This is a genomic window from Desulfurispirillum indicum S5 (genome assembly GCF_000177635.2).
In the GTDB taxonomy this organism is placed as follows: Bacteria; Chrysiogenota; Chrysiogenetes; order Chrysiogenales; family Chrysiogenaceae; genus Desulfurispirillum; species Desulfurispirillum indicum.
On the sequence record NC_014836.1, the window covers coordinates 1748006 to 1772887 of the forward strand.

Annotated in this window: 23 protein-coding genes and 1 riboswitch; of the genes, 18 read left to right on the forward strand and 5 right to left on the reverse strand. The window is 59.1% G+C overall.

The genetic code is table 11. The annotated features are described in order from the left end of the window. Together SELIN_RS08270 and SELIN_RS08275 are read left to right on the forward strand one after the other, a co-directional pair. Positions 1-828 carry a CheR family methyltransferase gene (locus tag SELIN_RS08270; protein WP_013506211.1) on the forward strand — a complete coding sequence of 276 codons (828 nt, stop codon included), beginning with the start codon at positions 1-3 and terminating at the stop codon, positions 826-828. Between the two features lie 11 nt (positions 829-839). Next, the gene (locus SELIN_RS08275; protein WP_013506212.1) at positions 840-1724 is read left to right on the forward strand and encodes a sensor histidine kinase; all 885 of its coding nucleotides are present in this window, start codon (positions 840-842) and stop codon (positions 1722-1724) included. 52 nt (positions 1725-1776) lie between these two features. On the opposite strand, the gene cysS is transcribed toward SELIN_RS08275, so the two are convergent. From cysS to SELIN_RS08290, 3 genes are read right to left on the reverse strand one after another with little or no spacing between them, the layout of a single operon-like run. Continuing rightward, the gene (gene cysS / locus SELIN_RS08280; protein ID WP_013506213.1) at positions 1777-3174 is read right to left on the reverse strand and encodes a cysteine--tRNA ligase; all 1398 of its coding nucleotides are present in this window, start codon (positions 3172-3174) and stop codon (positions 1777-1779) included. An 18-nt stretch (positions 3175-3192) separates the two neighbouring features. Next, positions 3193-4191, reverse strand: a complete 999-nt coding sequence (gene mltG / locus SELIN_RS08285) for an endolytic transglycosylase MltG (protein WP_013506214.1) — start codon at positions 4189-4191, stop codon at positions 3193-3195. A gap of 7 nt (positions 4192-4198) precedes the next feature. Next, entirely contained in the window at positions 4199-4840 is a 642-nt protein-coding gene (locus SELIN_RS08290; protein WP_041725996.1) for a hypothetical protein, read from the reverse strand. Positions 4841-5180: 340 nt separating this feature from the next. After that, positions 5181-5361: riboswitch (cobalamin riboswitch) on the forward strand. A gap of 105 nt (positions 5362-5466) precedes the next feature. Here SELIN_RS08290 and SELIN_RS08295 point away from each other — a divergent pair. From SELIN_RS08295 to SELIN_RS08325, 7 genes are read left to right on the forward strand one after another with little or no spacing between them, the layout of a single operon-like run. Continuing rightward, complete coding sequence (locus SELIN_RS08295; RefSeq protein WP_013506216.1) at positions 5467-7317, forward strand: TonB-dependent receptor domain-containing protein; 1851 nt, start codon at positions 5467-5469, stop codon at positions 7315-7317. Next, positions 7317-8198 carry a cobalamin-binding protein gene (locus tag SELIN_RS08300; protein WP_013506217.1) on the forward strand — a complete coding sequence of 294 codons (882 nt, stop codon included), beginning with the start codon at positions 7317-7319 and terminating at the stop codon, positions 8196-8198. The genes SELIN_RS08295 and SELIN_RS08300 overlap by 1 nt, the downstream gene beginning before the upstream one ends. A gap of 4 nt (positions 8199-8202) precedes the next feature. After that, entirely contained in the window at positions 8203-9189 is a 987-nt protein-coding gene (locus SELIN_RS08305; protein ID WP_013506218.1) for a FecCD family ABC transporter permease, read from the forward strand. Next, positions 9186-9983 carry an ABC transporter ATP-binding protein gene (locus tag SELIN_RS08310; RefSeq protein ID WP_013506219.1) on the forward strand — a complete coding sequence of 266 codons (798 nt, stop codon included), beginning with the start codon at positions 9186-9188 and terminating at the stop codon, positions 9981-9983. The genes SELIN_RS08305 and SELIN_RS08310 overlap by 4 nt, the downstream gene beginning before the upstream one ends. Next, positions 9970-10713 carry an energy transducer TonB gene (locus SELIN_RS14015; RefSeq protein ID WP_083805976.1) on the forward strand — a complete coding sequence of 248 codons (744 nt, stop codon included), beginning with the start codon at positions 9970-9972 and terminating at the stop codon, positions 10711-10713. The genes SELIN_RS08310 and SELIN_RS14015 overlap by 14 nt, the downstream gene beginning before the upstream one ends. Positions 10714-10758: 45 nt before the next feature. Continuing rightward, positions 10759-11619, forward strand: coding sequence for an HTD2 family dehydratase (locus SELIN_RS08320; RefSeq protein WP_013506221.1), 861 nt, complete (start codon positions 10759-10761; stop codon positions 11617-11619). Then, a complete protein-coding gene (locus tag SELIN_RS08325; RefSeq protein WP_013506222.1) occupies positions 11616-12584 on the forward strand; it encodes a threonine dehydratase in 969 nt (322 codons plus the stop codon). Before SELIN_RS08320 ends, SELIN_RS08325 begins: the two co-directional genes overlap by 4 nt. 27 nt (positions 12585-12611) lie before the next feature. On the opposite strand, the gene SELIN_RS08330 is transcribed toward SELIN_RS08325, so the two are convergent. Continuing rightward, complete coding sequence (locus SELIN_RS08330) at positions 12612-13619, reverse strand: hypothetical protein (RefSeq protein ID WP_013506223.1); 1008 nt, start codon at positions 13617-13619, stop codon at positions 12612-12614. 175 nt (positions 13620-13794) lie between these two features. Between SELIN_RS08330 and SELIN_RS08335 the strand changes: the two genes are divergently transcribed. The 3 genes from SELIN_RS08335 to SELIN_RS08345 all read left to right on the forward strand — a co-directional run bounded on the left by SELIN_RS08335 (position 13795) and on the right by SELIN_RS08345 (position 17156). Beyond that, complete coding sequence (locus tag SELIN_RS08335; RefSeq protein ID WP_013506224.1) at positions 13795-14658, forward strand: PHP domain-containing protein; 864 nt, start codon at positions 13795-13797, stop codon at positions 14656-14658. Between the two features lie 144 nt (positions 14659-14802). Continuing rightward, the gene (locus tag SELIN_RS08340; RefSeq protein WP_013506225.1) at positions 14803-15834 is read left to right on the forward strand and encodes a branched-chain amino acid aminotransferase; all 1032 of its coding nucleotides are present in this window, start codon (positions 14803-14805) and stop codon (positions 15832-15834) included. Between the two features lie 20 nt (positions 15835-15854). Further along, positions 15855-17156 (forward strand): GGDEF domain-containing response regulator, encoded by a 1302-nt coding sequence (locus tag SELIN_RS08345; protein ID WP_013506226.1) that lies wholly within the window; start codon positions 15855-15857, stop codon positions 17154-17156. Between the two features lie 224 nt (positions 17157-17380). On the opposite strand, the gene mtaB is transcribed toward SELIN_RS08345, so the two are convergent. Next, positions 17381-18661: a tRNA (N(6)-L-threonylcarbamoyladenosine(37)-C(2))-methylthiotransferase MtaB gene (gene mtaB, locus SELIN_RS08350; protein ID WP_013506227.1), complete on the reverse strand. Its 1281-nt coding sequence runs from the start codon at positions 18659-18661 to the stop codon at positions 17381-17383. Positions 18662-18758: 97 nt separating this feature from the next. On the opposite strand from mtaB, the gene bamA reads away from it, so the two are divergent. The 6 genes from bamA (at position 18759) to SELIN_RS08380 (ending at position 24881) form a co-directional block, all read left to right on the forward strand. After that, positions 18759-21014, forward strand: coding sequence for an outer membrane protein assembly factor BamA (gene bamA / locus SELIN_RS08355; protein ID WP_013506228.1), 2256 nt, complete (start codon positions 18759-18761; stop codon positions 21012-21014). 264 nt (positions 21015-21278) lie between these two features. Continuing rightward, entirely contained in the window at positions 21279-21839 is a 561-nt protein-coding gene (locus tag SELIN_RS08360) for an OmpH/Skp family outer membrane protein (RefSeq protein WP_013506229.1), read from the forward strand. Next, a complete protein-coding gene (gene lpxD, locus SELIN_RS14720; protein WP_013506230.1) occupies positions 21836-22867 on the forward strand; it encodes a UDP-3-O-(3-hydroxymyristoyl)glucosamine N-acyltransferase in 1032 nt (343 codons plus the stop codon). The genes SELIN_RS08360 and lpxD overlap by 4 nt, the downstream gene beginning before the upstream one ends. Beyond that, positions 22854-23306 carry a 3-hydroxyacyl-ACP dehydratase FabZ gene (gene fabZ, locus SELIN_RS08370; protein ID WP_013506231.1) on the forward strand — a complete coding sequence of 151 codons (453 nt, stop codon included), beginning with the start codon at positions 22854-22856 and terminating at the stop codon, positions 23304-23306. The genes lpxD and fabZ overlap by 14 nt, the downstream gene beginning before the upstream one ends. A 1-nt stretch (position 23307) precedes the next feature. Further along, on the forward strand, positions 23308-24099 hold the full coding sequence (lpxA, locus tag SELIN_RS08375) for an acyl-ACP--UDP-N-acetylglucosamine O-acyltransferase (RefSeq protein WP_013506232.1): 792 nt from the start codon (positions 23308-23310) through the stop codon (positions 24097-24099). Then, on the forward strand, positions 24081-24881 hold the full coding sequence (locus tag SELIN_RS08380; protein WP_013506233.1) for an LpxI family protein: 801 nt from the start codon (positions 24081-24083) through the stop codon (positions 24879-24881). Before lpxA ends, SELIN_RS08380 begins: the two co-directional genes overlap by 19 nt. Position 24882: the final 1 nt, after the last annotated feature.

The following is a 24882-nucleotide window of genomic DNA, read 5'->3' on the forward strand; positions in this document are numbered from 1 at the left end:
ATGGTTGATGAGAAGGCTCTCACGAAGCGGGAATTTGACTTGCTGCGCAAGTTTGTCTATACCAATGCCGGAATTTCCCTTTCTGACCAGAAGATGGCTCTGGTGCAGGGGAGGCTTTCCAAGCGTCTGCGCACACTGGGCATGAACTCCTATAAGCAGTATTACGATCATCTGGTCTCTGATGATACGGGTGATGAACTGATACATCTGATTGATGCTATTTCGACCAATGTGACCTCATTTTTTCGGGAACGGGGACAGTGGGAGTACCTGAAGATCCATATTGAGGATATCTTCGCCAAGCGATCGAACTCGGCTTTCCGTATCTGGTCGGCAGGGTGCTCCAGTGGTGAGGAACCTTACTCCATCGCCATGTTCCTGCTGGAAAATCTGCCAGCGGTCAGTGTCCGTCAGTGCAAGATACTGGCGACAGATATCTCCGCTGATATCCTGCGTCGCGCCACCAGCGGGCGGTATGTGGCGAAGAACGTTGAACCTCTTCCCAAAAACTATGTGAGTAAGTACTTTGATCGGGATCGCAAAAGCGAGTCTTATCAGATCAAGGCCTTTGTGCGCGAGATGGTGCTGTTTCGCCTTTTCAATCTGGTGTACGGGAACTTCTCCCTCTTCACTAATCCCTTTGATATGATTTTCTGCCGCAATGTCATGATTTACTTTGATACGCCCACCCGTGATAAGCTTATCGCGGAGTTTGCTCGTGTTTTGCCGCCGGGTGGTCTGCTGTTTATCGGGCACTCGGAATCTCTGACCCGCAACAACAAGCTTTTTCGCATGATTCAACCATCAATTTATGAACGCATAGGATAAGGAGAAGGGCCATGGCACAGGAACTGAACCAGCTTGAAGATGCTTCCATTGTCAAGGAGCTGCAGCGGCGCCTCAATGAAAAGAGTGCCTCACTGCTGGAAATGGAGCAGATGACTCGGCGTCTGCTGAGTCTCAATGAGCAGATTCGCCATACCGAAACCATCAAGAGTGAGTTTATCTCCCTTATCAAAACGGAATTTCGTACTCCGATCAGTTCGCTGCTCCAGGAGTCCCAGCAACTTGTGGAGAATATCGGGAATACCGATGTGGTGGCGACTGGAAGCCACCTGCACCAGCAGCTTCTGCGCATAGATTTCCATATGAAAAACATATTTGCCGCCGCTGAACTTGAGGCTGGCGAGACCCGGAATGCATACGTGAAGGTGCGTCTTGAGAGTCTGATAGAAGATGCCCTGGCTATTTTGCAGTACGTTGTCAAGCAGAAGCAGCTGCGCATTGAAAGTACCATAGACCTGCCGGAGGGGACCCTGGTCACGGATGCCGGGAAAATGCAGCTGGTGCTGATGAACCTGCTGTCCAATGCGTGTGAGTACTCCTATGGTGGCGACACGATCCGCATTCGCGGCACGGTGGAAGGCGACAGGATTCTGGTCAGCGTGGAAGATCCCGGCGAGGGGATCCCCGAGGAGCACCTTGAGCATATATTTCAGAAATTCTACCAGTATCACTCTGGGAAAACCCGTTTACAGAAAGGCCTTGGCCTCGGGTTGAATGTGGCCAGGGGCCTGGTCGATCTGCTTGGCGGAAGTGTTCACTGTACTTCCGCCCCCGGTGGCAAGAGTACCGTGTTCACGGTGAGCCTGCCCCTGAAGGACGATCGTGAGGTGAAAGACACCTCCGACGGTGGCAATGACTTCATGTTCGAAGCGTTCTGAATGAAAATGCAAAAACCCCCGTCCGGAAAGGCGGGGGTTTTTTTGATGGATTTCAGCGATAGCGCCAGCTTGTTCCTTCTTTTGAGTCCTTGATTTCCACGCCATTTTCCAGCAGTTCGTCACGGATGCGATCAGCGGTAGCGAAATCCTTATCGCGGCGCGCGGCATTGCGTGCTTCAATGCGGGCGGCAATTTCATCGGCGCTGAGCTGTGAAGTGCTCTGCCTGGCAAACCACTGTGATGGCAGAGACTGGAAGATTCCCAGTACGTCGCCCAAGCGGCAGTAGGTGTCATAGATGCCCTTGGCATCAGCGCTGGAGGGATTGAGTTTATTGAGGGTGTGGACCCCTTCAAAGAGGCTCGCCAGGGCCAGGGCGCTGTTGAAGTCGTCATCCATGGCCTCCTCGAATTTCCGCGTGATGTCACTGAGGACAGGGGCGATGGAATCCGAGGTGCGGGTGTCTTCGTGGTTTTCAAAGTTCTCCAGGAAGCGGTAGAGCTTCTCCAGTGCCTGGCGCGCCATGGTCATGTTCTCTTCACAGAAGTCGATGGGGCTGCGGTAATGGGTCTGGGCCAGGAAGAGGCGCAGGACTTCCGGGTCATAGTGCTGCAGGATCTCTTTGATGGTAAAGAAGTTCCCCAGGGACTTTGACATCTTTTCGTTATTGATGTTGACGAAGCCGTTGTGAATCCAGTAGCGGGCTGGGGCGCAGCCGTAACCGGCCTGGGACTGGGCTATCTCGTTTTCATGGTGGGGGAAGATGAGGTCCTTGCCACCGCCGTGGATGTCAAAGACGCGGCCAAGGTGTTTGTGGCCCATGGCGGAGCACTCAATGTGCCAGCCGGGACGCCCGGCACCAAAAGAGGCCTCCCATGAGGGTTCACCTTCTTTTTTGCCTTTCCAGAGGACGAAGTCCAGGGGGTTTTCCTTGAGGGGATTAACCTCGACCCGTGAGCCGCTCTGCAGGTCTTCCAGGGCCTTATGGCTGAGTTTGCCATATTCGGTGAAGCGATGAACCCGGAAGAAGATATCATCGCCACCCTTGTAGGCGTAGCCGTTGTCCAGAAGCTTTTCAATCAGGGCGATCATTTCTGGAAGGTGCTCAGTGGCCCGTGGTGCGATGGTGGGTGGAAGCACATAGAGCGCCGCCATATCGCGGTCGTGCTCGCTGATAAAGCGCTCGGCCAGCGCTTTCCACTCTTCGCCATTTTCGCGGGCTCGGTTGATGATTTTGTCGTCTATATCCGTGTAGTTCTTGACAAAGGTGACTTCGAATCCGCGATAGCTCAGATAGCGGCGGATACTGTCAAAGGCGACCGCGCTGCGGGCGTGACCGATGTGGCAGTGGTCATAGGTGGTGACTCCGCACACATAGATGCGGGCTTTGCCGGGCTCTATGGGGATAAAGTCTTCCTTGCTGCTGCTCTGGGTGTTGTAGAGGCGTATCATGGCTGCTCCTGTGCTGGTTTATGGCTGATTGGCGCGCTGGGAGCGTATGAAGTCCCAGTATCGCTGGACATGGCGATTGTGCTCGGCAAGGGTGGTGCTGAATACATGGCCCGATTCCCCCGGGGCCGCGACAAAATACAGGTAGTTCGTCTGAGCGGGATTGGCGGCGCTGGCAATGGCGGCTTCTGAAGGTGAACAGATAGGCGTGGGCGGGAGCCCATGGCGGGTATAGGTGTTATAGGGGGTATCCTGCTCCAGGTGCCTGCGGCGCAGGCGATCCTCCAGGGCGTCATCATCCCCCAGACCGTAGATAACGGTGGGATCTGCCTGCAGCCGCATTCTCCGTTCAAGACGGTTATGGAAGACCGAGGAGATCAGGGGCATTTCATCTCGGTTGCCCGCTTCCTTTTCGATGATGGAAGCGAGGATCAGGACATCCATCTTACTCCATCCGGGGCGCTGGTAGCGCTCAAGGAGCTGGAGCGTCGTGTGGCTCATGCGCTGCACCAGTTGTGTCTCCGCGCTGTGCCGTGAGTAGGCGTAGGTTTCGGGGAAAAGCAGGCCTTCCGGAGTGGAAAAAAGTGCTGAAGCTTCCACGGCATCCATGACAAGCTGGTGGAAGAGAGTGGCGTCGAGCATGGGGTTCTGGTCAACGCTCATGAGGATATCGCGATAGGTCGTTCCCTCGGTGACCGTGAAGGAACGCTGATAGGGGATACCCTGCATGAGTATCGCCGACACGCCTGCCAGTGATATTTCAGCGGGAAACAGGTATTCTCCGCTTTTCAGGGTGTTGCGTTGCAGGCGGTTGTACAGCACAAAGGGGAGCTTTGACGGCAGCACTCCATCCTCTTCGAGGATGGAAGCGATCCGGTTGAGGGACGCGCCACGGGGTATTTCTGTGATAACGGGCTCTGCCAGCGGCAATGGCCTGTGAATGATGGAGGTATAGGCATAATAGCTTAGTGGGGCCCCCAGAAGCAGCAGGGCCAGCACTGTCAGTACAAGGGCTTTCATGTGGGTTTCACCTGATCAGGGGTTCTCTGTGGCTGCCGCAGAAGACGGCGGTCACAGGGGGAACTGGTGGAGTAACCGGCAGGGCGATGATATCTCCGGGGTAAAAAGTATACGCACTTCCCATCTGTCCTGCCAGAGGAAAAAGCATCCCGGAGTCGAAGGGAAGCACTTGTCTGCCTGCTGTCGTCTCCACTTCCAGGGCTTTGGGAGCCAAACACAGAAGGAAGCTCGAAAGCTGTAGCGTCTGCGCAGCATAACAGGGCGAGGCTGCGCACTGGTGGTCTGCCAGCCATGTGAACCCCAGGATACGCATCTGGCTGCTTGAGCCATAGCCGCATCGATTGCCGCAAACCAGGGCAATATGGAGAACTGGTTCACCCATGGAGGGCGCGAGGATATCCGTCCGGAAGTGGGCCGCGGATTTATGGTGGGTGACCTGTCCGTCGCTCTGAAGAAAGTAGATGTTTTCGCTGTAACAGAAGGGAATGCCTTCCAGTGAGGAAATGTCAGAGGTTTCGGGAGTTCTTATCCATTCATGGAAGAGGCTTCCCGCAATGGCCTGGACTCCGGTATGCTCCACCAGTCCGTAGCGCTCAACTTTGCTGCCCTGGCTTCGGAAGTGGAGGAATACCTGGTTGGTATGGTTCATGGGTGCAATTTTCATCGCGCCAAGATACGGGAAATATCGGGGAAAATGCAAGTAATGAGGTAAGCTTTCCCGTCAAGAGGACAGTTTAAAACGAGAACACTACTATAAAAGGACACCCACTTTTGGTGCCGCCTTCCGTGGTTAATCTCCCTTGCCTTACCTTGGCGGGCTTTGCGACCCCCGTGAGCGCAGCGAACGGGGGTGAGACCCTGCCTTTCCATTCGCGGTTCCTTTCGTGCCCTCCGTGCTTTCCATGGTTCACTTCTCCGGTTTCCCTGCCACCCGCACTCAAGCGCCATGTGTGATGAGCACTTGACATCCCCCCGCTGCACTCTTTAAGCTGTTCGAGCTTTTTTCCGGTGTCCACAGGTGTGGATGAAAAGGGAAGAGGGGTGTAAATCCCCCGCGGACCCGCCACTGTAAGCGACGACAAGGGATCACATGCCACTGGCCACGGGCCGGGAAGGCGATCCGGAGGACGAATCGTGAGCCAGGAGACCTGCCGGAAAGGGTCACTACACTATCCTTCCCGGGTATGGAAGGTGGGTGCTGCAGGTCTATTGCTGAACACAGCCATAACGCCTCCTGCGTCCTCCCCACAACCGGGATACACAGGAGGCATTTTCATGCGTATTGGTTCCTTGTTGTATCCCGCTGCCATCAGTGCATCACTGATGTCCTTTGCAGCGGTATCCGTCCTTGCCGAAGAGGCAACCCCCGTCAGACTGGAGACCACCGTCGTCACCGCCACCCGCACGGCCCAGACCGTGGATGAAACCCTGGCTTCGGTCACGGTTATCACCCGCGAGGAGATTGAGCGTGGCCAGTACCAGAGCCTGCCCGATTTGCTGGCGACCATTCCGGGGGTGCAGGTGAATCAGGATGGTGGTCTGGGGACAAACACCAGTATCTATCTGCGGGGTACGAGCACCAACCAGACCCTGGTGCTGGTTGACGGTATCCGCATTCGTTCGGCTACTACGGGAGCCGCTTCCCTCCAGTATATTCCCCTCAGTCAGATTGACCGCGTCGAGGTGGTACGCGGTCCCCGCTCCACCCTCTATGGGGCCGATGCCGTGGGTGGGGTTATTCAGGTGTTCACCCGCAGCGGCGAGGCCGGTACGCGGGGCGAGGTCACGGTGGGCGGTGGCAGCCACGGCACTGCTGAAGGGCGGGCCTTTTTTGCCACGGCCAGCGGCAACAGCCACTACAGCCTGGGTATCGGGCACCTGCGCAGTGACGGCATTGATGCCCAGAAGAACGATGTCCCCGACGCTTTTGGCTGGGGCAATACCCCCGATGAACCGGACAAGGATGGCTACCGGGAGGATTCCCTGAGTGTGCGCTTCGGCCATGAGTTTTCACCGGGCAATTCCCTGCAATTCACCGGGTTGCATGCCGAGGGTGAGAGCGAGTATGACGGCACAAGTCAGAACTCTGCCGACTTTATTCAGCAGGCCCTGGGCCTCACCCTGCACCTGCTGCCCACTGATACGCTCAGTGTGACGGTTCAGGCCAGCCAGAGCCAGGATCGTTCGGAGAACTTTCTGGATGGCACTTTCTCCAGCCTCTTTGACACCAAACAACAGCAGTTCAGCGTGCAGGGCGACCTCTTCCTGCGCGACAGCGACGTGCTTACCATCGGCAGCGACTACACGAAGGACAAGGTGCGCAGCGACACGGACTACGACGAGCGCAGCCGCGATAACAGCGCCCTTTTCACCCAGTACCAGCTGGAGCACATGAACCACAGCATCCTGGTGGGTGTGCGCTACGACGATAACGAACAGTTCGGCGGCCACACCACCTACAACGCTGGCTATGGCCTGCGCCTTCCCCATGACCTCAAGCTGGGCCTGAACTACGGTACGGCCTTCCGCGCCCCCACCTTTAACGAGCTGTACTACCCCGATCCCTGGGGCTGGGGTGGTGGCAATCCCGACCTGAAACCTGAGGAATCGACCAGTTACGAGATTTCGCTGCAGCAGTCCCTGCCGAATGCCTACTGGCGCACCAGCCTTTTCCGCACGGAAATTGACAATATGATCAGCGGCTGGCCAGCGGAGAACATCAGTCGCGCCCGTATCGACGGCATGGAGCTGGATGGGGGCTACCGGCTGACCAGCCAGTGGAACATCAGCGCCGCCATTACCCTGCAGGACCCCAAAGACCGGGATTCGGGCAATCTTCTGGCCCGCCGCGCGGAGCAGATGGCGACGGTGAACCTGGATGGCGACTTCGGCAAAACCCGCGTGAGCGTTACGGCCCAGGGCTTCAGCGAGCGCTACGACGATGGGGCCAACACGCTGCGCCTGCCCGGCTATGGGCTGCTGCACCTGCGGGGCGAGTATGACATTGCCCCCAACTGGCTCTTGCAGGCTCGCATAGAAAACGTTCTGGACAAGGAGTACGAGGAAGTGGCGACCTATAACACCCCCGGCCGCAGCGCCTATCTGTACGCCAGTTACCGCTTCTGATGAACGCCATTACTGTCACCATACGGGCCCTGCTGGTCCTGCTGTGCCTCACCACCCTCCACTGGTCTGCCCTTGCGGGCCAGTGGATTGATGATATGGGGCGCAGCGTGCGGCTGGACAGCCCACCCCAGCGCATTGTCTCCCTGGTGCCCAGCGTGACGGAAATCCTCTTCGCCATCGGGGCCGATGGGCAATTGGTCGGCGTAACCGACTTCTGCGACTATCCCGCCGAGGCGCGCCGCAAACCCCAGATGGGGGCCTACTCGGACCCCAGCCTGGAGGCCATTGTGGCCGCTCGCCCCAGCCTGGTCTTCGCTTCGGCGGAGATGCACCGGCCCGGTTTTGTGGAGCGCCTGCAGCGCATGGGCATTGCGGTCTATGTGGTCAATCCCGGCACCATGGCGGAAGTGGTTGCTTCCCTGCGGGGTGTGGGCCGTGTGGCGGGCAGGGCTGCCCAGGCGGAAGAGCTGGCAACGTCCATGGAGCAGCGCATCCGCGCGGTACAGGAGCGGGCTGCTGGCAAGGTGCCGCCCCGTGTGCTCTTCAGCGTTATGGTCAATCCCCTGGTGGTGGCCGGACCCGGCACCATGACCGACGACCTGCTGCGGGTGGCGGGTGGCATCAATGTGGTGCCCGACGGCCCTTCCCGCTATCCCACCTGGGGCATCGAGGGGCTGCTGGCCATCGATCCCGAGGTGATTGTCGCCACGCCCCACACCGCCTATTCCACTTCCCACGAATACTTCCTGGCCTGGCCCCAGCTGCAGGCCGTACAGCAGAACCGCATTGTCAGCATTCACTCCGACTGGGTGCATCGCCCCGGCCCCCGCCTGGTTCAGGGTCTGGAAGCCCTGCACCAGGCCCTGCACGGGAAGGAGTAGGCATATGCTGCGCGCCACCCTGTCCCTCGTGATTCTGTCCCTGGCTCTGCTGCTGAGCCTGGGTATATCCCTGACCACCGGCCCCTACGACATCGGGCCGGGGCAGGTGTGGAACGCCCTGTTCAGCGCGAGTGCAGAGGATATTCATCGCACCATCGTGCAGGAAATCCGCCTGCCCCGCAGCCTTTTAGCCCTCCTGGTGGGGGCCGCCCTCTCTGTGGCGGGGGCAGCGTTCCAGGCGGTTCTGCGCAATCCTCTGGCCGATCCGTATATTCTGGGAGTTTCCGGTGGTGCCGCCCTGGGAGCCGTCAGCGCCTTTGCCCTCGGCATGTGGCTCACCTTCAGCGTGCCGGTCCTGGCCTTTGGCGGTGCCCTGCTGGCGCTGCTGGTGGTCTATCTGGTGGGGGGCACCCAGCGCACGGCGGCCCCGACCCTGATTCTGGCGGGTGTCATGGTGGGCAGCCTGGCGGCGGCCCTGTTGCTGTTTGTGCTGTGGAGCATGCCCGCCGACAGTGTGCGCGGGGCCATCTTCTGGCTGGCGGGCGACCTGAGCGCCGAAAACACCCGCTGGCTGCTGCCGGGTGCTGTGGGTGTACTGCTGGCCTGTGGTGGATTGTGGCTGATGGCTCCCGCTCTGGATATCTTCACCCAGGGGGAGGAGAGCGCGGCTGACCTGGGCCTGAGTGTGGCCTGGGCGCGGCTGGGGATCTTCTTTGCGGCGGGGCTGCTGACAGCCACGGCGGTGGCACTGGCAGGGCTGATCGGCTTTGTGGGGCTGGTGATTCCCCATGTGGTGCGCCTGCTGTGGGGGCCGAACCATCGTTTCCTGCTGCCCGCTTCGGCCCTGCTGGGGGCGACCTTTCTGCTGCTGGCCGACACCATCGCACGCACCATCTTCGCCCCGGCCCAGTTGCCCGTGGGCGTGATCACCGCCATCATCGGCGCTCCCTGCTTCCTCTACCTGCTGCGGCGGCGGGAGGTGCACCTGTGATTCACCTTGAAAACCTGCACTTTGCCTATGGCCCGAACCCGGTGCTGCAGGACATCACCATGACCATCAGCCAGGGGGAGATCGTCAGCATCCTGGGCCCCAACGGCTGCGGCAAATCCACCCTGCTGAAGCTGCTGCGCGGCGTGCTGAAACCCCAGCAGGGCACGGTGAGCTGGCAAGGGCAGCCGCCCCATGCCATCAAGCGCCGGGAAATGGCCTGCCGCTGCGCCGTGGTTTCCCAGTCGGAACAGCCCCTCTTTGGCTATACGGTGGAGGAGATGGTCAGCATGGCCCGTTTCGCCCGCCTGGGGCTGACGGGCACCATGGGAGCCAGTGACCGGCAGGCCATTGAAGAGGCCCTGCAGGCCACCGACATCGTCCACCTGCGCCACAAGTCCATCATGCGCATCAGTGGCGGCGAACGCCAGCGGGTCTACCTGGCCCGCGCCCTGGCCCAGCAGGCCACGGTGCTGCTGCTGGATGAAGCCACCAGCTCCCTGGATCTGGACCACCGCTGGGATACGGCCCGGCTGCTGCAACACATGAACCGCCAGCAGTCCACCACCATCGTGCAGGTCTCCCACGACCTGGACCTGGCCGCCGCCACCTCCCACCGCATCATCCTGCTGAACGCCACCGGGCAGATCGTGGCCAGCGGCACTCCCACCCAGGTCTATACCCCTGAGCACCTGGCCAGCGCCCTGCGGGTGCACGTGGCCGTCGATATCAACCCCCACAGCGGCACGCCCCGGGTCACCCCCCTGGGGAGCCTGCGCAGCCATGGGGGCAGCTGAAATGGACCGCCTGCTGAGCCCGACCATGAAGTGGTGGATGGCACTCTCCCTGGGCCTGCACAGCGTGGCACTGCTGCTGGCAGCCAACAGCTGGCAGCTGCCCTCGACGCTGGCACTCGGGCAGACAGAGAACCAGGTGATGGTACACCTGCTGAAGCGCCCCCAGCCACCGGCTGAAACAGCAATGGCTGGGACACCACCCCAGCCCGAGCCACCGTCAACCATTGCCGAACCCGCCAAACAGACCGCGCCCCAAGCGGCGCGGGAACCGATACCTGAGCCCGTCACAATCAGCGCGCCCCCACGGGAGCCCCAGAAGGCGGTTGCTCCTGAGAGCGTGCCAATGGATGTGGCAGACACCGAGCAGCCAACGCAGGCGGCCCCAGTGAGCACCCCAGCCCTGGTGGCACCCCCACAGGCATCAGCCGCCCCAGCACCCGTGGCAGCCACCTTCGGCAGCCCCAGCGGCCCCGACTACCACCGACAGGTTCAGCCCGTCTATCCAGCCCTGGCCCGCCGCCAGGGCTGGCAGGGCACCGTCATCCTGCAGGCCATCATTGACGAGGCGGGCCAGATCTCCGACCTGGAAATCGTTCAGACCTCCGGCTACCAGGTACTGGATCGCAGTGCCATGGAAGCCACTCTCGCCTCCAGCTATCGCCCGGCAGTGCTGGGTGGCCGCACCATGGCCAGTCTGGTTGAAATCCCCGTGCGCTTTGTATTACGCTGATACCGGCTCCCTGGAGCCCACTCTTTCACCTGCCTGGGGCAACCTATGAAAACCGTGAATATGGAATACCTGCGCAGCTGGATTGGCAGGCAGCAACACGATGAAGACACCCTGGATATTCGCCAGGCACAGCTGATGGCTGCCACCATCGACCATGGAGCTGCCATAGGACCAGGCGAACCCCTGCCTCCGTTGTGGCACTGGATCTACTTTCGCGAAGGAGCTCCCGCTGCTGAGCTTGGCCCTGATGGACATGGCCCCCGTGGCGACTTTCTGCCTCCGGTGCCCCTGCGCAACCGCATGTGGGCTGGTGGCCGGGTGGAGTTCCTCCGCCCCCTGATCATCGGTGACAGCGTACACAAGCATTCCCGCGTACTGGATGTGCAGCACAAGCAGAGCCGCAGCTGGGGCGAGCTGGTCTTCGTCACCGTGCTTCATGAACTGCGCTGCCGCGAGGACCAGCTGCTGCTGCTGCGCGAAGAGCATGACATCGTCTACCGCCAGCCCCGACCTGTGGGTCAGCGTGACCCGTTGCCGGAAACACCGTACACCCCCTCATCCGGGGCAAAAACCTTCACCCCCGCTGCGACCACGCTGTTTCGCTACTCCGCCCTCACCTTCAACGGCCATCGCATCCACTACGATGCCGACTACTGCCGGCGCGAAGAGGGTTATCCCGACCTGGTCATCCACGGGCCCCTTATTGCCACGCTGCTGGCAGGGCTGGCCCGCCAGTGCCTTCAGGGAGATATGCAATCGTTCCACTACCGCGCCCTCAATCCAGCATTTCTGGGCGACACCATCTCCATGGAGACACGGCTGACCAATGGCGCAGCGACCCTGCTGGCCGTTCTGCCCGACGGACGCGTCGCCATGGAAGCCCAGGCAACCAAGGAGACACCATGAAGCCATCACTTCCAGCTTTACATGCCATGGAACAGGCGGCGTCCGTCGTCTACCGCTCCATGTCGCCCACACCCCAGTACCGCTGGCCGCTGCTGTGCCGGGAGCTTGGCGCCGACATCTGGGTAAAACACGAAAACCACACGCCCGTGGGTGCCTTCAAGGTGCGGGGTGGCCTGGTCTATTTTGCCGATCTGGCTGCCAGCAAAGCTCGCCCCCATGGCGTGATTGCCGCCACCAGGGGCAATCATGGGCAGTCGGTGGGTCTGGCTGCGCGCCTGGCGGGAATTGCGGCCACCATTGTCGTGCCCCATGGCAACAGCCGGGAAAAGAATGCCGCCATGGGAGCCCAGGGGGTCACGCTCATCGAACATGGCGCAGACTTCCAGGCGTCCCTGGAGTACGCACGGCAGCTGGCCGCAGAGCGCGATCTGCACTTGGTTCCCTCCTACCATCCCATGCTGGTGGCCGGAGTGGCAACGGGCGCACTGGAACTGCTGCGCGCTGTCCCTGACCTGCAGCGCGTCTATGTGCCGATTGGACTTGGATCGGGGATATGCGCCATGGTGGCGGCGCGGGAGGCTTTGGGGCTTGCCACGGAAATTGTCGGCGTGGTGTCATCCCACGCCCGGGCCTACAGCGAGTCTTTTACCCGCAAGCAGATGACGGAAGCTGCCGTTTCAACAGTACTGGCCGACGGCATGGCGTGCCGGACGCCGGAGCCAATGGCCCTTGAGGTTATCTGGAAGGCAGTGAAGCGCATTGTGGAAGTCTCCGACCAGGAGGTTGCCACGGCCATACGCATGCTCTACGAATGCACCCACAATGTGGCGGAAGGGGCGGGAGCCGCCGCTCTGGCGGCAGCTCTGCAGGAGAGGCCCCGCAATCAGGGCAGGCGCGTTGCCGTGCTCCTGACCGGGGGAAATATCGATCGAGAACTGCTGATGCGGGCACTGGGCCAATGGTGATCCACCGACCGCAGGCCGCAGTGGCGCTCAGACCACCAGCAGCCCTTCAAGACGCTGCTCTTCCACAGGATCGGCCGGGAACATGGTGGTCTGCCCCCGGTACTCCATGAGCACACGACTGCCACGTTCCACACTGCGCGCCGAATAGCGGGCCAGGATGCGCGCAGCCAGTTCGTGGTTGGCGGGGCTCTGCTTGCCGCGCAGGATAGCGACGGCGCCGCGCTCATCTTCCATGCGCAGGAAGGCGTCCCCCTCCCGGAGCAGATGCGGCAGGTAGCGGCACTCGGTTTCATTGCGGCCGATGGCCAGGCGGGCTTCATCCAGGATAAGCTGGCGACCGATCATGCTCAGGCGCACGGTGGCCTCATCCATCTCTTCAAAGGGGCTCTCCATCAGGTGGCGAATGCGTCGCGCCATGCCTGGATCGGTAAGGAAGCATCCTCCGGCGGGACTGGCGTATTCGGTGATCCCCAGCTCCTTTGCCAGCTGCATCTGCGGCTTGCGACTGCGATTTTTGAAGGCGTAGAGTTTTTCCCGGTCCAGCAGTCCCAGGGTTTCCAGCTCCACCTCGGGCATCAGCTGCTGGCTCAGGGGGCGCACGATTTTCCCCTCCAGTCCCGCGAGCTTTTCAATGCGACGCAGGGACTTCGGCATCTGGCTCATGGGGCGCTGGCCCATCACCTCGCCGGTCACTATGGCCAGGGCACCCTCTTCCTCCATCATGCGGCGCAGGGTGCTGAAAAAGAGAACCTTGCAGTCAATGCAGGGGTTCACCTGGGAACCGTAGCCATACTGGGGATTCCTGACGATGCCGATATGGGGGATGGCCATATCCACCAGGCGCAGGGTACAGCCGATGGTGGCCTCCTTGGCGCGAATATAATCTTCGGGGCTTTCTTTCAGGTAGCTGCGTCCGAGAAAGGGTGAAGTAAACTGGATGGCAAGCACTTCGAAGCCCAGCTCCACCATGACACGGGCCGCCAGGGTTGAGTCGAGGCCACCGCTGTACGCTGCCAGTACTTTCGGTTTTTTCATGGATATACACCTTGATTCGTTAGAGTGTTGTGAGGTATTCCTGATATGGTGCGCCAGGCACGGGGAGAAAACTGCCAGCATTTCTCCTGACAACGCCCGGATACCCGGAAACGGGACGCCGGAAACATAACAAATTCGATAGACATTCGCCATATTTTTTTCCGGGGGGGGGTTGATGCCCATCGATCTGCACGCACACTCCACGGCTTCCGACGGCTCCGATTCGCCAGCCATGCTGGCCAGCCGCGCTGCCGAGGCCCATCTGTCGGCCCTGGCCCTCACCGACCACGACACGGTGGCGGGGGTTGAGCCCTTCATGCAGGCGTGCGCGCTCTGTGGCGTTGAGGGGATCGCCGGAGTGGAAATTTCGGCACTGCACATTCTGCGCGGCACCATACCGCTGGGCGTGCATATCCTCGGCTACTTCTTCGATGGCGTTTCCGATGGCTTTGAAGAGGCGCTGAGCTGCATGATGGAGGCCCGGGAGGAACGCAACCTGGCCATGATCGCCAAACTGCAGCGTCTGGGCATTACCATTGAGCTTGAGGACGTCAGCGCCCTGGCACAGGGCGATGTGGTGGGCAGGGTCCACATGGCCCAGGCCCTGATGGCTGCCGGTCATTGCCGATCCATCAACGAAGCCTTCAGCCGCTATCTGGGTCCGGGTGGCAAGGCCTATGTGCCCAAGGAGCGTCTCAATCCCCAGCAGGCCATCGACCTGATCCGCAGCCACCAGGGGTATGCCGTGCTGGCCCATCCGGGTACTCTGCCGCTGCGGGGACACAGCGAATATTATCCCTTCATTGAAAATCTTGTGAGCAAGGGGCTCGGCGGCGTTGAAGCCCACTATCCGTTCCATAGCCCATCCCAGCGCACCCTGTTTTGTCGGATCGCCAGAAGTCTTCAGGTTGTCGTCACCGGCGGCTCCGACTATCACGGACAAAACCGGCCAGGCATAGAGCTTGGTCGTGGCGACGGCAGTCTGCAGCTTGAGTACGCAATGCTGGAACAGATGCGTCAGTGGTACCGTGAACATTAATAAAAGTGCATATGGAAAGAATTCCCGGCGGAAGTGTTTTGAACGGTCCTGCCATGAGAAAAGACTTTTCTCGTGGTGCGCAATTGGCTATGATACGTTTTACCCCGAATACGGGAACTGAGTTCAAGGCATAGGTGATTGAATATGTGTGCGTTTCCCCAGACCAAGGCATCACTCGACTGGAGCAATCTCTCGTTCAGTTACATGGACACCGGCAGCCGCTACCGTGCCTGTTACCGCAATGGTTCCTGGGATGCCCATATGTCAGCGGACAAGAACATCACCCTGCCGGAGGGCTCACAGGCCCTCAACTACGGGCAACAGTGTTTTGAAGGGCTGAAGGCCTACACCACCGCCAGCGGTGACGTGGTGCTCTTCCGCCCGGACATGAACCTAGCCCGCATCAACCGCTCTGCCCGCCGCCTGCTGATGCAGGAGATTCCGGCTGATATTTTCATGGAGGGACTGGAGCGTGTTGTCCGTGAAAATTACGCCTTTGTGCCCCCCTATGGCCATGGAGCTTCACTGTATCTGCGCCCACTCTATCTGGGCATCGGCGACAACCTGGGGCTGAAATCGGCTTCGGAGTTTCTCTTCACGGTTTACTGCAGCCCCGTTGGCCCCTACTATAAAGATGGCTTCAAGCCCATTCACCTGATGGTTTCCGACTATGACCGCGCGGCTCCCCACGGAACCGGCAACGTCAAGGTGGGCGGTAACTATGCTGCAGGCCTGCTGGCCAGTCAGGAAGCCCGCCAGAAGGGTTTTGCCGAAGCCATATTCCTGGACGCCACCACCCGCACCTATATTGACGAAGTGGGAACTTCAAATTTCTTCGGCATTACCGCTGACAATACCCTGATCACACCGGTGTCCTCATCGATTCTGGAGAGCATCACCCGCCTCTCGCTGGTTGAGGTGGCCCAGAGTATGGGAATGAAGGTGGAACAGCGGCCAGTGGCCCTCAGCGAGCTGGAAAACTTCGTGGAGGCCGGCTGCTGCGGCACTGCTGCCGTCATCACTCCCATCAGCCACGTGACCAGTGGCGAGCGCACGTACCAGTTTGGTGATGGAGTTTCCGCCGGTCAGATGACGACCCGCCTCTATGAACGTCTGCTTGACATCCAGCTGGGCAAAGACGAAGAATTCTCCCACTGGCTGCACAAGGTCATATAACCCGGGAAGGATGTGCCCCCTTGGACGATTTCCAGTACATGAGCCGTATCTCAATTCTCTATGTGGAAGACGAAGACGAAATACGCCATACCCTGACCCGCTTTCTGCAGAAGCGGGCCAGAGAGGTTCATGTGGCATCCAATGGGCAGGAAGGGCTTGAGCTGTTCCGCAAACACCGCCCCCATGTCGTGGTGACCGACATTCAGATGCCGGTCATGGATGGTCTGGAACTGGCCAGGCACATCAAGGCCATCGACATCACCACCCCCATCATCATCACCACGGCCTACGATGATTCCAGTTTCATGATGGAGTCCATCGATCTGGGCATTGAAAAGTACATCAAAAAGCCCCTGCGCACCCAGATGCTCTTCACTGCCATCGACCGCGCTGCCCAGACCCTGCTGCAAAAACGCGAGCTGGAGCAGCAGAACCGCATTATCCAGGCCATTCTGGACAACAGCCCCGGTTTCATTGCCACCTTTGTGAATAACCAGATCACCTACATGAATAAATCGTTCCTGCAGTATCTGGGCTACACCTGCCTGCCTGACCTGATGGCGGAGCACAGCCAGCTCAGTGACTTCTTTGTGGAAAAAGATGGCGTCTTCTACGCCCAGGAAGGCCGTGAAACCTGGCTGCAACAGGTTCAGCAGAACCCGGATCAGGAGCACATTGTCTTTGTCAAAAGCCCTGAACAGCTGAAACTTGACGCCCAGGCCTACATCGTGAGGGCGAATCTCATTTCCGCTTCCGCCAACCCTGATGTAGCCCACCAGATCTGTGTAGTGACCTTTGCCAATGTAACTGAGCTGGAAATGGAGAAGCAGCGCTTCCAGGAACTGGCCATGCGCGACCCCCTCACCGATATCCTCAACCGCAAGTTCTTTGTCCAGGAGCTGGAGCGTGAAATCGCCCGTTCGGTGCGCTACAACCACACCTTCTCCCTGGTCATGTTCGACATCGACCGATTCAAGCCGGTGAACGATACCTATGGCCACCAGGTGGGTGACTATGTGCTCAAGGAAGTCGTCACCCTGGTGAGTTTCCACATGCGCCGCACCGATGTCTTTGGCCGCTACGGTGGCGAGGAGTTCATCATTCTCCTGCCGGAGACCGGCCTTGAAGGGGCCTGCGCTCTGGCAGAGAAGATTCGCGAGACCATCGACAGCCACATCTTCGACTTCATTGAACACCTGACCTGCAGCTTCGGCGTTGCGGAGTTCAACAACGAGCTGACCTCCTTCGAGCTGATCAAGCGCACCGACGATGCCCTCTACAAAGCCAAGAACAACGGCCGCAACCGCATTGAGCACTCCTGAGTCAGGTTTGGCATCTTGTCGTCCTGGGTTCAGACATTATTGCCCTGATGTTGACCACGCGGAAACCGTATTGCTTTTGCATGCTTGACTCATCGGGTATTTCTCTTTTCGTGAGACGCCGTCTGTACAGAGCCACCCCCTCATTTCAGCAGTTCATCAGAGCAGACGCCGACAACCCGCTTTTGCGGGAGTGCGAACGGTACGTCCTGAGATATCACCGGCCCTCAACTGCCGGTGACGATTTCCCCTTCCATGGACTGACCATCGTCCGCCAGGCCACTCAGTCGCACCAGCTGCTTTGAGCGGCCAGTGGGGTTCTCCCTCAAACGGACGCTGATATAGTTGTCCGTCTCACCCTTGAGGTACCCCGCTCCCTTCTCCAGAAGAACCCATCGCTGCTGGCCAAGGCAGGATCGATGAAATCGTTCCTGCAGGTGCGCAGCAACCGCCTGCAGCCGCTGCACGCGCGCGTGTTTCTCATGGTCCGGGCACTGGTCGGGCAGATCCACTGCCTGGGTGCCGGGACGCCCGCTGAAGGGAAAGATATGGAGATAGTCCAGCGGGGAGCTTTCAATGCGCTGGCAGATGCTTTCGAAGGTGGCTGGACTCTCACCGGGAAATCCCGCGATGATATCAGTGCCAATTTTCAGGAACGGGTCAATGGATTTCACCTGTTCCATGACCTTCAGAGCCTCCGACCAGCGGTAATGACGATTCATCAGGGCCAGGATACGATCATCGGCACTCTGCAGGGAAATATGGAGGTGTCGGCAGAGTTTGGGGTGGCTCAGCAGCCCGAGGATAGTCTCGTCGATTTCCGCAGGCTCAATGCTGGACAGGCGCAGCCGTCCCAGGTGGGGTATCTCCAGCAGGCGCTCCATCAGGCGCCCCAGGCTGGATGGCTCCGCCAGATCCTTTCCGTAGCTGCCGATGTGTACGCCGGTCAGGATAATCTCGTCGAAGGTGTGAGCCAGCTCCGCCGCTGTTTCCAAAACGTGCTCCATTTTGATACTGCGGCTGGGGCCACGGGCAATGGTCACCAGGCAGTAGCTGCAGGTATTATCACAGCCGTCCTGTATCTTCAGGTTCACCCGTTCATCGCCACTGGCCTGGGCGATGAGCTTCAGGGGAGCACTGTGCTCCGAAAGCACCCCGACACTGTGGGGAACCTGACGCAGCAGCGTGGTGACCAGGGCGTTTTTCTCCTGGTTCCCGAAGACCATATCCACGTAGGGCAGTGCCAACAGGTCTTCCATGGCCGTCTGGGCCATGCAGCCGATGATGGCGATGGTGGCAGCGGGATTTTCGCGGCGGGCCCGGCGGGCGTAGGCAAGGGTCTTGCTATCGGCCCGTGCGGTTACGGTACAGGAGTTGACCAGCACAAAATCCGCCTGACCGGGATGCTCTGCCTGGCGCATTCCGCTGAGGATAAGTTCTTCTTTCATCATGGCTGATTCCGCCTGGTTGAGTCGACATCCCAGGGTCTTTATGTAAAATGCCTGCATGTTTCGTGCTCCACAAAAAGTTTGCCCTTTATATCACGGTTTACACAGCTATGGGAAAGATGATATAAGGGCCCACGATTTTTTGTTGGAGGGATCTGTGCTGAAGCATTTCCATACATTTCTGCTTGTATTTCTTGCCTGTGTCACATTCTCCCTCTCTGCTCTGGCCGCTCCTCCCATAGACCGCATAGAAACCGAAGGTCTGACCACCATGAGTCACCGTGCCTTCCTGGATCGCATCCGCATTTCGCCTGGCCAGGCCCTTGACCCGACCATTCTGACCGAAGATATCAAGAGCCTCTACCAGCTCGGAAATTTCGAGGATATCCGTGTCTACCGCACCAGTGTTGATGGCGACGAGGTGCTGCGCTTTGTATTTGTCGAACGCCCCCGTGTTGGCTCTTTCAGCGTAGAGGGAAACAAACGCATTCGAACCGACCAGATTGAAGAGGCGCTCTCTGTGGAGCCCAATGCCATCTACAGCCCCGAACTGGTCGCCCGACTGCGCGAAGGGCTGAGACAGATCTATGACAGCCGGGGAATGCAGGATGTGGTCATCACCGATGAGTCCACATTCCGCGCCAGCACCCGCACCTATGACATCGTCTTCCGCGTACAGGAGGGCACCCGCGCGCGTATCACCGACTTTATCTTTGAAGGTGCTTCCTACAAGCGCAAGGATTTCTACCGCTATATGGAGAACCGGGAAGAGCGCTGGTACTCCTGGCTCACCGGGCGCGGAAACCTCTCGCGGGTCAAGGCGGAAATGGATGTTCAGCGTCTCCAGCAGTTCTACTTCAACCGAGGCTACCTGGATGTCGCCATCAGCGGCCCCGAATATCTGCTCCAGGATAACGGCAACTATATCATCCGCTACCAGATTCAAGAGGGAGATCGCTACCGCCTGCGCACAGTGCAGTTCCGCGGTGCCCGCGATCTCGTCACCCAGGAGCAGCTGCAGGAGGCCATGAGGGTCAAGGAAGGCGAATACTTCAACTCGTCCAGGGTGCACGAGAGCATCGTTGCCATCACCCGACTCTTCGCGAATCAGGGTTATGCCGATGCCAGCGTTCGCCCCATGGATGCCATGGATTCCACTAACCTGGTCGTCGACCTGACCTTCCAGATAACGCCAGGTGAACCCTATACTATCGGTTTTGTGGATATCACTGGCAACAACAAGACCCGTGACAAGGTCATCCGACGCCAGATGCAACTGCTGGAGGGCGATGAGTACAGCGCCGCTGCCGTCGATGAGTCCAGGCGCCGTCTGAACAACCTGCGTTTCTTTGAAGAGCTGCGTCTGCAGGAACGCAAGACCGATCAGCCGGGCGAAATGGATATTGTCGTCGATGTACGCGAGGCCCCTACCGGCATGTTCAACCTGGGTATCGGCTACAGCACCGTGGACAGGATTGTCGGCACCACCAGTGTCAGCCAGGGGAACCTCTTCGGGCGTGGCCAGGTGCTGAACTTCAGTCTGGAAAAAAGCTCCGAGCGCACCTACTACTCCGTGAGTTTTACGGAGCCCTACCTGTTTGACCGCGACATCAACTTCTCGCTCTCCTTCTATGATCAGGTGCGGCAGTACACCTACTACGACGACCATCGTCGTGGGTTCTCCGTCACCCTCGGTCGCCCCCTCTTTGAAGAAGTGCGGGGGAACATCCGCGTCAAGCACGAGGAGATCAATATCCGCGATGTGGACAGTCAGGCTGCCGATGTCATCAAAGAGATGGAAGGCAGCGCCACCACCCGCAGCATCATGCCCTCCCTCAGCCGCAATACCCTCGACAACCGCTGGCTGCCCACGCGTGGCACCCGCTCAACCCTCTTCGTCGAGTATGCCGGTGGCGATATCGGCGGAGACAATAACTTCATCAAGTACGGCCTGACTCACAGTATCTACCACCCGCTCTGGGCCAGACTCATCGGCGCGGTCAACGTGGAGATGCGTTTTGCCGAGGGGCACTCCGGCAGTACCTCGATCCCCCCCTACGAACGGCTCTACATGGGCGGCATCAACTCCATGCGCGGCTATCGCTTCCGCGAAGTGGGGCCCAAGGATGAGACAGGCGAAGCCCAGGGCGGCTACAAAAGCTTCCTGACGAACCTGGAAATGCTCTACCCCCTGAACGAAGACGGCTCCCTGCGCTTTGTGCTCTTCTACGACATCGGGAACGTCTACGACCGCGGAGAGAACTACCTGGACGACGTGCTGCGCAGTTACGGCTATGGTATCCGCTGGCTGACTCCCGTTGGCCCCCTGCGCCTGGAGTATGGCTATAAGGTCGACCCTGAGCCGGGTGAAAGCCGAAGCCGCCTTGATTTCACCATCGGAACCATGTTCTGATGTAACTATTCACATCCAACCTGCGATTTTTACGCATGAGCGCCAGCGTTCCGAGAGCGAGCCTGGATGGCGAGCGGCAGAGGCTCGAACCATGGATGAAAGTGAGCGTCTCTGGGAGGAATGCTGGCACGATTGCCAATGTACCGTGAATAATTACGTTCTGATAAGATATCCCAAGGCAGACCGCGAAGAGTCTCCTTATCTTTTCCGAATTTCTGGTGTACTATAGGCAACAAAGGAAAACGGCCGACCAGGAGTTTCTCTATGGCAACAGAGCACCGCACCATACCGATCTTGATCGTCTTTCTGATGCTGGCCCTTATGATCCCGGCCACCGTCATGGCGCAGCAGGGGGGGGACTGCCGTTACGGCTATATCGACGTACAGCGCGCCATCGACAGCTCCCGCTCCGGCAGTCAGGCCATCGAAAAGGTCAAGCAGGAGTTTGAACAGAAGCGCAAGGTCATTGAGGAGCGTAAAGCCGAACTGGCGCGCGTCAAGGAGCGTCTTGACAGTAACCTTGGCACCATGTCCGAGTCAGAGCGCAAGCGCTCGGTGGATATGTACAACGTGGACCTGCTCAATCTGCGCAACTTCGTGGAAGATGCCAACCGGCAGCTGGAAGCCCAGGAGCGCACTCTCACCAGCCGTATTGTCAGCGAAATCAGCGCCCTGGTTCATCAGTATGGCCAGGAAAACAATTACTGCTATATTTTCGAGCTGAAGACCAGCGGCATCCTCTATGCCAATGAGGCCCAGGATATCACCAGCATTATAGTCAGACTCTATGATCAGCAGCAAAACGGAAGGAACTCACGTCGGTGAACACGATACTCCTCAGTGAAATCGCGGCCCATGTACAGGGGGAGCTGGTCGGTTATGACCGCCCCGTCAGCGGAGTGCGGGAAATACAGCACGCCGGGCCGGAGCACATCACCTTTTTTCTCAACAGCAAATACCAGAAATACCTGACCACAACCCAAGCGGCAGCCGTGCTGGTGGATCGCCACCATCCCCAGTGCCCGGCGGCTCAGATTATCGTCAGCGACACCTATTACGCCTACTCCCGGGTGCTGTGGCTCTTTCATCCCCCCAGAAAACCAGTGGATATTCTGCCCTCCCATATCCACCCCGAAGCCCACGTGGCGGAAGACGCCATTGTCAGTGGAGCCCTTGTCGCACGGGGGGCCACCATTGAAAGTGGCTGCGTGATCCACCCCGGAGTGCATGTGGGCGAGGGCGTCACCATCGGAAAAAACTGCCTGATCTACCCCGGTGTCGTGATCTATGCGGGCTGCCACATTGGCAGTAATGTCATTGTTCACGCCAACAGCGTCCTGGGCTGTGATGGCTACGGTTATGCCACCCACCAGGGCGTTCACCATAAGATCCCCCATGTGGGCACCCTGGTCATTGAAGATGATGTGGAAATCGGCGGTTCAACGGTGATCGACCGGGCTGTGCTCGGCGAAGCCCGCATCGGCCGCGGAACAAAAATCGACAACCTGGTGCATATCGGGCACAATGCCAGGATCGGGGCCCACTGCTTCATTACGGCCCAGTGTGGATTTGCCGGCTCAGCCACCATCGGCGACTATGTGGCCCTGGGAGGCCAGTGTGGCATTAACGGACACCTCAACGTGGCCAGCCGCACCATGTTCGCCGCCAAGAGCGGCATCACAAAATCCATAGACGAGCCGGGAACTTACGCGGGGTATCCCGCAGTCCCTCAAAAACAATGGCAGCGGGAAGTCGCCGGCATACGGCGCCTGGACGCTTTGCAAAAAAAAGTACAGCAGCTGGAGAGCACTCTGGCTGCCCTGCTCGAAAGGAATGCCCATGAACGTGACTGAGATTATGCAATACCTGCCCCACCGCTACCCCTTCCTCCTCATCGACCGGGTTCTGGATATTGACCTGGAAGGCCAGAAGATCACGGCCATGAAGAACGTCACCTTTAACGAACCTTTTTTCCAGGGGCACTTTCCCGGCCACCCCATCATGCCCGGCGTGATGATTGTTGAGGCCATGGCCCAGGTGGGCGGAGTACTGGGCCTGAAGCTGCTGCAACATGAAGGACACAGCACGGATAACTGCCTCATCTACTTCATGACCGTGGACAAAACCAAATTTCGCGTTCCCGTGGTTCCCGGCGATACCCTGACCTTCAAGATACACATGACCAGGCGCAAGGGAGCCATCTGCCAGCTGGAAGCCCAAGCCTTTGTGGACGATGAGATGGTATGCGAATCCCAGCTCAAAGCCATGATCAAAGTCAACGGGGATGCCTGAGATGTCCATCCACCCTACGGCTCTTGTATCACCGGACGCCGCCATTGAAGACGGCGCCTCCATCGGCCCTTACTGCATCATAGACGGCAATGTCACCATTGGTGCCGGCACTGTCATCCACGCCCATGTGTGCGTGCGCTCAGGCACGACCATCGGCAGGGACAATGAGATATTCTCCTTCGCCAGCATCGGTGAGATTCCCCAGGATCTGAAATTCAAACGCGATGAGGACACGCGCCTGGTCATCGGCGACAACAACACCATCCGCGAATTCGTGACCATGAACCGGGGCACCACCCATGGGGGCGGCGTGACTTCCGTCGGCAACCGCAATCTCTTTATGGCTTACTCCCACCTGGCCCACGACTGTGTTGTCGGCAGTGGCAATGTCTTCGCCAATAATGCGATTCTGGCTGGTCACGTCACCGTACAGGACAATGCTATCCTTGGGGGGATGAGTGCCGTGCACCAGTTCTGCACCATCGGCGAAGGTGCCATGCTCGGCGGCGGCTCCATTGTGGTGCAGGATATCACCCCTTTTGTCATCGCCCAGGGCAACCACGCCCGGGTGATCACCATCAACAAGATCGGCATGCAGCGCCGTGGATTCAGTGCCGATGAAATCAGCGCCACCAAGAAGGCCTTCCGGATCCTCTTCCGCACCACCATGACCAAAGAAAGTCGCGAAGCGGCTCTGGAGGAGCTGGCTGCCAGCGCTCCTCCAGTGGCAAAAATGCTGCAGTTTTACCGTAACTCACAACGAGGGTTGGCCCATTGCAGGAACCGTCAGTAGGAATCATCTGCGGGCAGGGGGATTTTGCCCGGCTCGCCATAGACGCGTACCGGCAAAAGGGCTATCGCACTTTTGCCGTTGTGCTGCGCGAAGAGAACACCATGGAAGTGGCAGACAAGGCCGACCGTTCCATGGAGCTGCCCATTGAGAAGATCGGACGCATTATCCGGTTTTTCCGTGATCATGGTGTCACGGATCTGCTCTTTGCCGGCAAGGTGCACAAGAAGGTGGTTTACCGCACCATCTTCACCGATATCACCGCCATGCGCCTTTTGCGCCGCTTCAAGGATCACCGTGACGCCTCCATGATGAATGTCATCATGTACTTTCTCGAGGAGGAGGGATTCCGCATCCTCCCACAGACACAGTACCTCGAAGAGCTTCTGGCTCCCAAGGGCGTGATCTGGGGAAAGATAGAACCGGATCTGGCCCGCGATATTCAGTACGGCTATCGCATCGCGCGGATGCTGGCTGATGAGGAGATCGGCCAGACAGTTGCCGTGCTGCGGGAAGCCGTGGTAGCGGCAGAGGCGCTGGAGGGAACTGACCGCACCATCGTGCGCGCTGGTGAACTGGCCAGGGATACCACCATTGTCAAGGTGGAGAGAACTCGCCAGGATCTGCGCTTTGATGTTCCCGTGGTAGGCCTGGAGACGGTCACCTGGGCCGTTCAGGCACGCTGTCGCTGCCTGGCCATGGAAGCGGAAAAGGTCTTCTTCTTTCAGCGCGAAGAGTCCATCGCCCTGGCTCGGAAACACAACCTCGTACTCTATGGGATCTGAT